The sequence below is a fragment of the Enterococcus pallens ATCC BAA-351 genome (assembly GCF_000407485.1).
In the GTDB taxonomy this organism is placed as follows: domain Bacteria; phylum Bacillota; class Bacilli; order Lactobacillales; family Enterococcaceae; genus Enterococcus_A; species Enterococcus_A pallens.
Genome location: NZ_ASWD01000002.1, coordinates 1,211,559 through 1,224,766, shown reverse-complemented (window position 1 = coordinate 1,224,766; position 13,208 = coordinate 1,211,559). Strand labels below are relative to the sequence as shown.

8 protein-coding genes are annotated in these 13,208 nt (G+C 37.3%); 6 read left to right on the top strand and 2 right to left on the bottom strand.

Annotated elements, in window-relative coordinates:
• Position 1: 1 nt before the first annotated feature.
• Together I588_RS12280 and I588_RS12275 are read left to right on the top strand one after the other, a co-directional pair.
• Entirely contained in the window at positions 2-1,510 is a 1,509-nt protein-coding gene (locus I588_RS12280) for a glycoside hydrolase family 1 protein (protein WP_245569570.1), read from the top strand.
• Positions 1,507-2,628: a glycerate kinase family protein gene (locus I588_RS12275; protein ID WP_010756232.1), complete on the top strand. Its 1,122-nt coding sequence runs from the start codon at positions 1,507-1,509 to the stop codon at positions 2,626-2,628. Before I588_RS12280 ends, I588_RS12275 begins: the two co-directional genes overlap by 4 nt.
• Before the next feature lie 146 nt (positions 2,629-2,774).
• Here I588_RS12275 and I588_RS12270 read toward each other — a convergent pair whose 3' ends face one another.
• Positions 2,775-3,728: a hypothetical protein gene (locus tag I588_RS12270; protein ID WP_245569571.1), complete on the bottom strand. Its 954-nt coding sequence runs from the start codon at positions 3,726-3,728 to the stop codon at positions 2,775-2,777.
• A 649-nt stretch (positions 3,729-4,377) separates the two neighbouring features.
• On the bottom strand, positions 4,378-5,499 hold the full coding sequence (locus tag I588_RS12265; protein WP_010756234.1) for an alpha/beta hydrolase family protein: 1,122 nt from the start codon (positions 5,497-5,499) through the stop codon (positions 4,378-4,380).
• Between the two features lie 158 nt (positions 5,500-5,657).
• On the opposite strand from I588_RS12265, the gene I588_RS12260 reads away from it, so the two are divergent.
• From I588_RS12260 to I588_RS12245, 4 genes are all read left to right on the top strand, one after another.
• Positions 5,658-6,233: a TetR/AcrR family transcriptional regulator gene (locus I588_RS12260; RefSeq protein WP_162141126.1), complete on the top strand. Its 576-nt coding sequence runs from the start codon at positions 5,658-5,660 to the stop codon at positions 6,231-6,233.
• 103 nt (positions 6,234-6,336) lie between these two features.
• On the top strand, positions 6,337-8,874 hold the full coding sequence (locus I588_RS12255) for an AAA family ATPase (RefSeq protein WP_010756236.1): 2,538 nt from the start codon (positions 6,337-6,339) through the stop codon (positions 8,872-8,874).
• A gap of 205 nt (positions 8,875-9,079) precedes the next feature.
• A complete protein-coding gene (locus I588_RS12250) occupies positions 9,080-9,943 on the top strand; it encodes an HNH endonuclease (RefSeq protein WP_010756237.1) in 864 nt (287 codons plus the stop codon).
• A 10-nt stretch (positions 9,944-9,953) separates the two neighbouring features.
• Complete coding sequence (locus I588_RS12245) at positions 9,954-13,208, top strand: helicase-related protein (protein ID WP_010756238.1); 3,255 nt, start codon at positions 9,954-9,956, stop codon at positions 13,206-13,208.

The following is a 13,208-nucleotide window of genomic DNA, read 5'->3' as shown; positions in this document are numbered from 1 at the left end:
GATGAAAACAATGACAAGATTTCCAAAGGACTTTTTATGGGGCGGCGCAACTGCTGCCAATCAAATGGAAGGGGCCTGGAATGTCGCTGGAAAAGGGATGTCTGTGGCGGATGTTTGCCGATTGAAGCCAGGTGCTGATCAAAAAAACATGAGTCAGCATTGGAACATTTCTTCACAGGATATTGTTGAGGCTAGAGAGTCTGAAGATACCGAATACTATCCAAAACGTCATGGGATTGATTTTTACCATCATTATAAGGAAGACATTAAGCTATTTGCAGAAATGGGCTTTACCGTTTATCGGATGTCGATTGCTTGGTCACGAATCTTCCCAAATGGGGATGAAGAAACACCGAATGAAGCAGGCTTACAGTTTTACGACGAGGTATTTGATGAGCTGGCAAAATATGGCATTGAGCCGTTGGTAACCATCAGCCACTATGAACAGCCGCTTTATTTTGCAGAAAAATACGATGGCTGGGCATCACGGAAATCAATTGAATTCTTTACTCGTTATGTGGAGGCCCTGTGCCAACGCTACAAAAATAAAGTGAAGTATTGGATTACCTTTAACGAGATCGACAGTATTATTCGCCATCCCTTTATGTCAGGCGGCTTGATCCGTGATCATTTCCAAACAGAGCAGGACTATCAGCAGGCGATTTATCAGGCGATGCATCATCAATTCGTTGCCAGTGCTTTAGCGACAAAAATTTGCCGCAAATGGATTCCCGAGGCACAGGTTGGCTGCATGATTACTAAGCAAACCTACTATCCTTTGACAGCCAAGCCAGAGGATGTCTTGATGGCACAATTAGATGCGAGAGAATTATTTGCCTTCTCTGATACCCAGGTTTTTGGCGAATACCCGGCATATTTATGGACGAAGTACCAAAATGAAGGAATTCAGCTGGCAATTGGCGAGGACGATTTGGCCATCATGAAAAAATACGTGGTGGACTTTGTCTCCTTCAGTTATTACAGCTCTTCTTGCTCAGCCTTTGATAAAAACGGGTTGGATATTAACGAAGGCAATACGGCCACAACGATTAAAAATCCTTACTTGACCACAACAGACTGGGGCTGGCAAATTGATCCAATCGGGATGCGCATTTCCTTGATTGAATTGTACGATCGCTACCGCAAGCCGCTCTTTGTAGTAGAGAATGGCTTAGGGGCCAAGGATCAGCTGGTGGACGGACAGGTGAAAGACGATTATCGAATCAGCTATATGAACGACCACATTTTACAAATCAGTAAAGCCATCAACGAAGATGGCGTGGAGGTCTTAGGCTATACCTCTTGGGGCTGTATTGATGTAATTTCAAATTCGACGAATCAAATGGAAAAACGCTACGGCTTTATCTATGTAGATATTGATGATTTCGGTCATGGTACTTATAAACGATATAAAAAAGCTTCCTTCCAATGGTACAAAGAAATTATCGCAACCAATGGCGAAACATTGGTTGATTCAGCTACCCAATCAGAAAAGGTGCTTTCAGTATGAAGGCACTGATTGCCATTGATTCCTTCAAAGGCAGTGCTACTTCAAGAATGGTGAACCAAGCCGTAGCAGCTGGGATGAAAAAACTTGATCCTGCGATTGAGGTGGAAATAGTTTCCGTAGCAGACGGCGGCGAAGGGACACTAGCAGCCTTTCACGAAAATGGGTTAGGAGAACTGCTGGAAGCACCAGCAGCAGACCTCTACAACCAGCCAATTACAGCGAACTATGTCTTGCTTGATCAAGAAACAGCTGTAGTGGAGGTTGCGGAAGCAGCCGGCATTCATTTTTTGACAGAAGAACGAGGGGCCTGCGAAGCCAGCTCCTTTGGTTTTGGCCAGCTGCTCAAAACGATTGTAGATCAGCAGCCAGCAGTGCAGCACTTTATTGTTGGCTTAGGCGGCAGCGGCATTAATGATGCTGGGATCGGCATGCTGCAGGCGTTAGGCGTTTCTCTAAAAAAAGCAGACGGTACTGAAATTGTTCCCGGACTAGCGGAAATTGCTCAGATCGCCACGATTGATGCCAGCCAGCTGAATCAGCAGGTAGCAAATAAAAAATTCACCTTGCTTACTGACGTAGAAAATCCCTTTGCTGGAAAAGCCGGCGCTACTTATACCTTCGGCCGACAAAAAGGCGTAAAGGATCTTGCCGCAGTTGATGCAGCACTGCAGCATTACAATCAAAAATTAGCAGAATTAACCGGTGTTGATTACGCACAGCAGGCGGGAACGGGAGCGGCTGGCGGAATTGGCCTAAGTTTTCTAAGCTTTTTTCAAGCCACCTACGTTTCAGGAGCCAGCTATATGATCGAGCTGCTGGGACTGCAGGAAAAAATGCAGCAGGTGGACGTGGTGATTACCGGTGAAGGCAAAATGGATCGCCAATCTGCTTATGGGAAGCTGCCTACAGTTATCGCCCAAAAAGCTAAGCTGAGCAAGAAAACAGTGATTGCTCTGGTCGGCGATGCTAGTGAAGTCAGCGAGGAAAACTATCAAGCAGGGATCGATTTAGTTTTATCCTTGCCTAGAGGACCTCTTTCACTGGCTGATTCAATCAGTCGTACTGAGGAGTTAGCCAAGCTAGCAGGCTCAGACATTATGCGAATTTTGAGTATTTAATTTTTGAAAAGCCAGCTCGATAGGCAATGTGACTATACAGTTAGATCTGAGATAAACTGAATCGCAAAGACAGAATTTTTTGAGTCGCTAAGCACACCAGCCTGTGCTTAGCGACTTTTTCCCTTCACAGGGATCACTAGCCCAACTTATTTCCGTTTTTTCTTAGTTCGCTTACTCTTGCCCATTTTTTTGTCCAAACGTCTTTTTAACCGCTTCTGTTCCCACTGCTCTTTTTTCTTGCGAATTTCTTCGGGACTCTCATAAGAGTTCTGCTTTTTATTCTTTTTGGATTTCTTCTTATTAGGGAGCTTTTCTGTTTTTGCTTTTTTGTCGGAATCAGGATCAGGCGTGTTCTCAGGTTCATTACTCAAGACAAATTCAGCTTGAGCATCCTTCAGCTTAATTCCTCGTGCAAGGGCAGTCAACAGCCTGCTGAGCAATTCTGTTTCATCTGTTTCTGGAGGCAGCGTAAAGCCATCCAATAAGAATTCAGTGGTTTCTTCGAGGGATTTGCCTGCATAGACATTATTTTTCAAATAGTCGCTGGACTCAAGAAACGGAACAGTCTCTGCTGAATCACCTTCAAGTTGAGCTTCCATTTGAGCCAAGATATTCATTGCTTTAGAGATTTGTGGCTGTAGAATACTCAGCATGTCATCAGCTGGTTCTGCTTCAACTTCTTTTTCTGCTTCCCGTTCACTGTCGTAAACTGGCTCAGTCGGTAAATAAATGTAGCGAACCAATTCAGTGAAGCGTCTTACGCCATCTTTTTCAAGGATGGTTAGTGAGCTTAAAATGGATAAAAGGGCAGTGGTTTCTTCAATAGAATAGCAAGGATCAGTGTCCTTTAGAGTGAAGCGATGCTTTCTCCCGTTGGCGTCTTTATAGACAGTGGAAATATTCATGAGTTCGTTGGCTTCGCGACTGCCAGAATGCAGCATCTTGTGAAGATGATCAGTTTTCTCGCGGGTAGCTTGGGTAACAGCTAAATACTCTTCGTGACTTTCAAATAAACGGGAAAGGACCTTTTCCCAATGTTCTGGAGTGAAATATTCTTTAAAGTAGACACAAAAATGACGGACGGAGGCTAATTCCTGCACATTACCTTCCAAAAAAATACTGCAAATCAACTCTTGACCTAGGAAAGAAAAGTTATCAGGTGAAAAAGCATTGCGAACAAGTACAAAAACAGCACTTTCCACTATGTGATGGATGGCACGATGCTCCGCGAAGTGCTCGGAAAATCTACGTTCGAGTCCTTTTCTCTTCATGGTTGTCAGTTGAGTTAGCTGTAGTTTTTTTTGTGGTCATGGCATTATCTCCTCATCTATAGTTGTAAGTTTGGATGAATTGTTTCATGTTGTTTTAGTATTCGCTTCCATTGTAATATATTTCAATAAAAAATCAAGTAATTTTTTAAAAAGAAACAAAGTGACTAACAACTAGTCTAGTTGTTAGTCACTTTGTTTCTGTATTTAAACACAACTCTAATAATTATTGTTTAATTATCAGTTATTTATTTTAGGTCGTTTTTGTAATCTTTTAACGAATATAAAAATTATCGATTGGATTTTACTACGTAGAATTAAAAAAATATTGCAAAAAAATCCGAGTTGAGAAGAAATTTTTTTATTCATTCATCTAGAGAGAAAGTTTTCTGATCAGTTCGTGAAATAGGGGGACCTGACAGGAAGCTTCGAAAGTTAAAGCAGCCTACGATTGAGTAAAACCAATCATAGGCTGCCATTTTTATTTCATCATCCGATCCAGCAGCCAATCCACACCATAAGTACATGTCTTCTGTGCTTCATTGTTGCCGCAATGAACATTGCCTTTAATCTCATAATATTCTTTATCGGTACTGGAAGCATTGCGATAAATGGTTTTCGCACCCTCCACACCAATCACCGGATCTTCCTCAGTATGCTCTACCAAGATGGGACAGGTAATATTTTTCAGCACATCATCCAAATTCATGCGATGGGAAATTTCCGCTGCTTCGTCCAAGGTTTCCACGTTGAACTTATTCAAGAAGTTGTATAGATAGAACCGCTCAACTCCCGCAAAGGTATGCATCGTCAATTGATCCAGCTGTGAACAGCCTCCTCGAACCACCAATCCAGCGAATTTATCCGGATAACGGCAAACGGCACTGGTAGCCAGATAACCGCCAAAGCTTACCCCCATAATCCCAATTGTATTGCCCACTGTTGGATTTTCCAAAAGATAATCAACCACGGCCAAGACAGCCTCATCATAATTATCTTCAGTCAAATACAGCTCACGATTCAAATTGCATTCACCCTGACCAGGTCCATCAAAAATCAGCGCCGCACAACCACGATTCACTACCGTTTTGGCAATCACAAAATTTTCTTCCTTGAAGCCAGTCGCTCCAACCACACAGATGATGACCGGAACGTCCTTCGGTGCATTGTTAGGCAGTGCCAGATAAGCAGGCATCATTTTGCCTTCAAAAGGAATCTCGATATACTGAACATTTTCATTTTGCGCCAATTGTTTATGCCGCTTAAAGCTATCTACCAGCTTGCCGTAAATCCGATGCTTCTCTTCGTCAAATGCCTTGATCCCGTAATCGCCTAAACGGTATAGCGCATTAGCATTGAAGTAGTATTCGCTGGCTGTTTCCTTGTGACCAGCTTTCTCGTTCTGCTTGGCATAGCTGTAAGCTTCATCCCCTAAACGTTCACACACTTCTACGAAATCTCCAGCATCCTCTGGGGCAACCGTTTCAAAGGTCTCCAGGTTCATCTCAGTTTCCGCCATCATCTTAAGAAAATCCTCCGGAGACATCCCGCCTCCTAAAATCCGTCCAATATCCTGTGCAGGTGGTCTTTTTCTAATCTCCATTCGAATCGCTCCTTTTCTAGTACAGTGTACTGTTTACGATTTCATAGTACACTGTACTATTCGAGATGTCAATGGCCTTTTTTCTGGTGTATACTATAAACAGAAGAAAAACCGTGCTGATTTTTAACCAGCAGCGAAAGAAAAACGAGGTGACTTTTGTGACAGATACTAAAACCAAAATCTATTTAAGTGCCAAAGAATTATTCCAGGAACGCGGCTACAGCGACGTTTCCTTACGAGATATCGCCGAACATGCCGGCACCACCATCGGCAACCTAACCTATCATTTTCCCAAAAAAGAAGCGATCATGCTGCGGCTGCAGGAAGAGCTCTACAGCACCTTCTTTCATTTCGTCGATGCCGAAATCACTGACGAGAATGCCCTAGACCTATTAAAAAATTCGATCCATGAAATTCAAGAAATCCGAAAGACCAATATGTATTACTACAAATACATCGTCAATATCCACGAAGAATTTCCTTCAATGAAGGAAGAGCTGCTGAAGTTCAGAAAACGGCTGACTGATTTTTATTTGAAGATCTTTTTGACGTTGAAGAAGACTGGAATCATGCGGGATGATATTGAGGACAGTGAATACGAGAAGCTGACTGTACTGGTTTCGCATTTGACTTATAGCTGGTACCAGATGACGAGTCCTTATTATGATGGGGCGGATGAGTTGGAGTTGAGTGAGGGGTTGAGGGTGTTGGTGGGAGCTTACATGATTGGATAAAGAATAGTCATACAGATAGACACAGATACCGCACTACTTTTTTATACTGCTAGTTAACTTTTTTGGTATGATATATGTGAAAAGGCATACAGGAGGATACTTAATGATTAATAGGGAAATTGTTAGTTGGGTTAAAAGGCAAACTTATTGGGAGCAGTACTTAGCAAATGAAATTCTTGAAGGTAAATCTTTAAGTGAGGATGATCTAGAGGAAATTTATCTATTATTTAAAAAGGAATTTGGATTATCAGAAGAGAGTTTAGAGAAAGTAAAGTTGGATTTTCTAAGTCTCGTGGATCACTCTAATGAAGAAGACAAAATAAAATGGCGAAGTGTTTCAAATGTTATTGGTGTCAATGCGCTAAAGCCTAATGAAAAGTTAGAAATCGGAGAACAACTCACTTTAATATACGGAGAAAATGGTAGTGGTAAGTCTGGTTATACGCGGCTTTTTAACAATGCTTTTGTTTCAAGAGGAGATAAAAATATATTACCAAACGTTTTTAATCGAACGAACACACAAGTTAGTGCAACCTTCAACTTTGTAAATGAAGATGGAGAACTTTTAGATTTCATTTATCCTAATATTGGCGATCAAGAAATTTTGAAGAAAATAGCTGTGTTTGATAGTGTCAGTGCCACCAATGATTTAACTTGTGAAACTGAAGTATCCTTCGCACCGATAGAATTCAAATTTTTCGACAAGTATGCCAAAAGCTTCTCCGCAATCAAGCAAAGGTTAAACGATGAGCTGGCAGCAATTAATACTAAAAATGAATTTTTAGATTACTTCACCAATGAAACTATAATCAGACAAAGTGTAGAAAAGATTGATAGTAAAACTGATATTAACTACCTGAAAGTGCTAGCTAAAATAACTGATGTAGATGAAGAAACATACAAGCAAAAGATGAGAAGAAAGGTAAAACTTCAAGCACTGAATATTAAAGAAAAAGAGCAAGAGTATACACGATATGAGAATGAGCTGAATAAGATTAGAGAAAGAATTGAGGTGCTCAATAACAAGTTTTCTGATACTCGAATAATGAAAACCAAAGAGTTAATAATTGAGAGGAATCAATTAAAGCTACTCTCTGCAGAAGAAGGAATTGCGCAACTTAAAGGTGAAAATATTTACAGGTTAGGTTCTGTTGAATGGAAAGATTTTATTTTGACTGCACAATCTTACTATAATTCTATCCAAGAAGAAATTGAACACTGTATTTTTTGTGGACAAGATATAACGCATATTAAGGTAATTGATAAGTATTGGAAGTATTTAAAAAGTGTAGCCGAACAGAATCTAATTACTGCTGAATCAAACATAAAGAAAATCATTCAAGATTTCTCAAAGCAAGATTTTCATTTATTAGTTCAAGAGTCTAAATTCGATGATTGGCTAAAGAAGAACGATTTAGTGCTTCGCGAATTATTGATTGAGGCGGAGACAAAATATGAAGAGGTCAACTCTTTACTAATTGATAATCTTAACAGTCTTGACTGGAAGACAGAAGTTAAAGAGTACCATTTTAATATTGACTCCTTTGAAAAAGCTTACACATTGTTAAAGAAGGAAGTTAGTAAATTAGATGCTGATAGTATCGATAAAAAAATAAAAGATTTAAAAATATACGAGGATCTTTATCGGGATAAACTGCAATTAAACAATTTACTTCCAAAAATTGAAGTTTTTATAAAGAATCTTCAATGGGTAGACAAGGCAAGATCTATCAGTATTACCACAGGTAAGCTAACGAATTTCCAAAAAAAATTATTTACGAAATACGTAACTCAGGAGTATATGGAGAAGTTTGATGAGGAATGTAGAAAATTGAAAGCAAACTTTTCTGCTGAAATTAAACAACGAGGACGCAGAGGTGCCACTTTAAGTACTTTGTCTGTTAAAGGACGAAAGCCTGTAGAAATTCTAAGTGAAGGTGAACAGCGATCCATTTCTCTAGCGAATTTTTTAGCTGAAACAAATCTAAATAGAGACAATGTCTGTATTGTATTGGATGATCCTGTATGTTCATTAGACTATAAAAGAAGGGACATAATAGCTGATCGACTTGTTGAAGAAGCAGATAATAAACAAGTAGTTATTCTTACTCACGACATAACTTTCTTAATGAGCGTTCAAAAACTTTGCGAAGAGAAAAATATCAAGTGCGATGTAGTTACCATAAGAAAGATAAATCAAGACGCGGGTATTATTCAATATGCTATACCATGGATCGGAGCTCCCGTAAAAGAAAGAATAGGTTATTTGCAAAATAGATTACAGTCAGTTGAAAAAGTCTATAAAGAATATAACTTAGGCAATATTGAACTTTATGACAGATATGGTGAAGAAGCTAAACTTTGGTGTGAACAGCTGAGAGAAACTTGGGAACGTACAATTGAAGAAATACTATTTAATAATTCGGTTCAACGCTTCAATCCAGCGATACAAACACAGCGCCTAAAGCGAGCAGCATTTACACAAGAACTGTACCAAGAGGTAGAAAAAGGAATGAGTAAATGCTCCAATTGGGTTCATGATAGGGCAAGTGGATTAGGTGAAGAAATTCCTACACCGGAGCAACTGACTGAATATCTAGCAGAATGCAGAAGTTTTGTGAAAAAGAATAAGCCGAAGTAGTATTTTTAAAGAATTTGCTGAGACAGGGTCCCTAAATATTGTTGCTAAAAATTTGTAGTAAATATGGAATAATATTTGTAGCTCGTTCTCTAAAATTGTGAGGATGAGCTTTTATTTATATTTATAAGTTGAACCGAAATATTTGCTATAATAGATAGTGATAACATGATGCAGAATAATGAACTGAGTATTGAGGAAGATAAATATGAAATGGATATTTCAACAGGATATAGAAATATATGATATCAGAAAGTCGCTTGAAAATTTAAGAATAATTGATGTGGATCGTAGTGATAATAATCCTAATGTCTATGATATTGTTTATATAATAGCTAGATCGAAAGAACACTTAAAAGTTATTGCGAAAACCATGGTTATTCCCAATCGAGTACCTTTTAAAGAAAATAGAATAAATGATTCAATTTATTGGAAGACAGTACCTTCAATAAGCACCAAAATTATCAGGCTAGAACTGCTTTTTTTGTTGGAAAATGTACTACTGAGAAATATTTCAAAGCGTTCTTCTTTGATTGAAATAGAAGATGGATTTACTTGTATAAGTGAAAAATCTCCTAAAATTTTATCCGATTTAGAGGCGTACATTCTACAAAAATCATCAAAATTAGAAATAGACCCTCAAATGAGTCAAGAAAAAATCGATAGTACAGAGAGTCTTTGTTTGAAACAACACGAAGTAGAAAGCATCACTAAACAGCGGGTGACTCAAGGGCACTTTAGAAGCCAATTGTTAAGGAGGTCACCTGAATGTCAAATTTGTGGTATAAAGTATAGACAAGTGCTAATCGCTTCACACATTATCCCATGGACTTGTTCAAGTGACGAAAATAAAATAGATATTGAAAATGGATTGATTTTATGTGCGCAACATGATCGGTTATTTGACAAAGGCCTAATAACGTTTAATAAAGACGGATACATACAAATTTCATCGTTAATCTCTTCAAGTGATTATGAAAAGCTACAGATTTTAGATTGCCAAAAGCTTGAGGTATCTAAAAAAATGGCTGAGAATTTGGATTATCATAGACAGAATATTTTTTTAGAATAGAGGGAGAGATATGCCACGAGTAGTTACTAATAAAGGTGATGATACAGTCGCTAATCTCATTTCATCACTAATAGATGATAACAGTATGATAAGCATCATGACGAGTTCATTTTCTATATATGCTTTTCACGCTCTTCAAAAACAAATAAAAAGATCTTCAGGAATGCGGATGATTCTTTCGGAAGTTGCTGTAGAAAAGACAGATAGTAGTCTATTGAAAAGATTCGAAATCGCAGAGAAAGAAAATATGATATCTGGAAATAATTATGAGATACGATTACGTAACAAAATGAACTCTGCATTTATTGCAAGAGAAACCTCTGAAATTATCAGGCAAAAAGTACTCTTTAAAAAAGTGCTCAGTCCTCCTTCAAATCAGATATTTATTGAGAATTTCAAAGATGAAGATAAAAGGCTCAATATTGCTGGGGCATTCGATTTTACTGGAGATGGATTAGGTATTGTTGAAGGAGAACAATTATTTCCTCCGCAAGCACTTATAGGATCTGAGAGTTTGGTTGATATCTTTGTTCAAAACTTTAATTCCTTGTGGGAAGATAATAAATTAACGCAAAATATTACTGATCAAATTCTAGAAAAAGTAAAGAAGCTCTATCAAGAAAATACACCCGAATGGATCTATTTCGTTTCCTTGTACCATATTTTTCACGAACAGCTAGATGAGTTAGATGAAAAAAAAGTGATCAAAGAAGGGACTGGTTTTAAAGACACCATTATATGGAACAAATTATATCAGTTTCAAAAGGATGGAGTAGTTGGCTTAATCGAAAAGTTAGAAAAATATAACGGTGCAATTTTAGCTGATTCTGTTGGTCTAGGGAAAACTTTTTCAGCATTAGCTGTAATAAAGTATTATGAACTTCGCAATGATCGGGTTCTCGTTCTTGCGCCTAAACGTCTTAAGGACAATTGGACAATTTATACTCAAAATGATATTCGTAATGTGTTAAATCAAGATCGTTTTAATTATGATGTTTTGAATCACACAGATTTAAGCAGATATCACGGGTTTTCCGGTAATATTGATTTAAGAACGATTAATTGGGGAAATTATGATTTAGTCGTAATTGACGAATCACATAACTTTAGAAATAATGTTGCAACAAACAACGAGAATCCAACACGTTATCACCGATTAATGAAGGATATTATTAAATCAGGTGTGAAAACGAAAGTATTGATGCTGTCAGCTACACCTGTAAACAATCGGATGAATGATATTAAGAATCAAATTGCATTTATAACTGAAGATAATTCTCTTGCTTTACAAAAATTTGGAATAGATGATATCGATCAAGAGTTAAGAAAAGCACAAAATTCATTTAATCGATGGAGCAATTTAAATCCTGAGACACGTACAACTAGGCAATTTCTTGATGCTGTCAATCCCGGATATTTCAAATTATTGGATATGCTGACTATCGCACGAAGTCGAAAGCATATAGAAAAATATTATGATTCATCCGAAATAGGCGAATTTCCAGAAAGATTACTACCTAAGACTATTAAAGCGAATATTGATGAAAAAAATTTATTTATCCCACTTGAAGAGGTAAATCAAAAAATTTCAGAATTATCTTTAGCATTGTATACGCCAATGTCTTATGTGATGCCTCAGTTAAAAGGAAAATATGAGTCTTTGTATGATATTAAGGTTAAAGACGGAAAATCGGTTTTTAAACAAGTAGATAGAGAACAAGCATTGACAGGTCTAATAAGAGTGAATCTATTAAAAAGAATGGAGAGTTCAATTCATTCTTTTCGATTAACTTTAGAAAGGATTTTACAGAATCTTAATGATACTATTGTACAAATAGATGAGTATAAGAATGGAGATATCATTGCAAAAAGTATTAATGATTTTTCGGAAGATGATATTGAATCAATGTTTGATAACGAGCAATGGGTAGGAAAGAAAACAAAAATTTTATTAGGCGATATGGACTTAGTTAAGTGGCGGGGTGCTTTACAAGATGATCGTTTATTGATTCAAAAATTATATGAAGTTGCAACATTGGTGACTTCATATGAAGATTCAAAATTGAATAATTTGAAAGAAATTATACGGAAAAAGATTATTCAACCGATCAATCCTGATAATAAAAAAATAATTATATTTACTGCTTTTTCCGATACTGCAGAATATCTTTACAATAATTTGAGTGAACAAAATTTAGAAGAATATGGCTTGCACACAGCATTGATTACAGGATCTGGCGGACAAAAAACTACAATAGAGAATGTTGAAATAAAAGATATGAATGATATATTGCTTCACTTTTCTCCAGTCTCAAAAGGTCGGAGTCAAGTCTATCCTGATGTGGTAGAAGAAATAGACATTCTCATCGCAACAGATACTATTTCAGAAGGTCAAAATTTGCAAGATGCTGATTTTCTGATTAATTATGATATTCACTGGAATCCCGTACGAGTTATTCAACGATTTGGACGAATTGATCGAATTGGATCACGGAATTCAAAAATACAACTTGTCAATTTTTGGCCTAATATGGATTTAGATGAGTATATTAATTTAGAAAATCGAGTTCGAGGACGTATGGTATTGATGAATGCTAGTGCGACAGGGGAAGATGACATACTTAACATAAAAAACAATAAGGAGATGAATGATTTAAGCTATCGTAAAAACCAATTACGGCAACTTCAAAATGAAGTATTGGATTTAGAAGATGTCAATGGAGCTATTTCTATCACGGATGTTACTTTTACAGATTTTAAGGCGGATTTATCAAATGCAATAAAATCATATGAAAAGGAGCTTCTAGCGGCACCGAAAGGGATGTTTGCCATAACTGATGCATCGTTAGTCAATGGAGTGGATCCAGGAGTTATTCTAATTTTGAAACAGAATAGGCTGTCAATTAAAAAGGACAGTACGAGTCTCTTACCGTATTTACTCATTTATATGAATATGGATGGCACTGTAAAGATTAATCATACGCATGCACGGGATATATTGAACTATTTTAAGCAATTAACCATTAATCAAGATGAATTGTTTCAAGATTTGATTGATACTTTTAATGAGGAGACTGATGACGGTAAAAATATGGATGAATATTCATTTTTATTAAATCAAGCAATTGCCGCAATAAAAGGTATGAAAGAAGAACAAGGCAGAATGAGTCTTTTTAGTCCTGGAGGGACAAATTTCAAAGTGAGGCAACTGGATTCAGTAGATGAGGTTGAACTAATTTCATTCTTGATTATTCGGGAGGGGTAA

Excerpts from the sequence above, each read along its gene's own strand:
- I588_RS12280 (WP_245569570.1), top strand. The coding sequence starts at position 2 with ATGAAAACAATGACAAGATTTCCAAAGGACTTTTTATGGGGCGGCGCA.
- I588_RS12275 (WP_010756232.1), top strand. The coding sequence starts at position 1,507 with ATGAAGGCACTGATTGCCATTGATTCCTTCAAAGGCAGTGCTACTTCA.
- I588_RS12265 (WP_010756234.1), bottom strand. The coding sequence starts at position 5,499 with ATGGAGATTAGAAAAAGACCACCTGCACAGGATATTGGACGGATTTTA.
- I588_RS12255 (WP_010756236.1), top strand. The coding sequence starts at position 6,337 with ATGATTAATAGGGAAATTGTTAGTTGGGTTAAAAGGCAAACTTATTGG.
- I588_RS12250 (WP_010756237.1), top strand. The coding sequence starts at position 9,080 with ATGAAATGGATATTTCAACAGGATATAGAAATATATGATATCAGAAAG.
- I588_RS12245 (WP_010756238.1), top strand. The coding sequence starts at position 9,954 with ATGCCACGAGTAGTTACTAATAAAGGTGATGATACAGTCGCTAATCTC.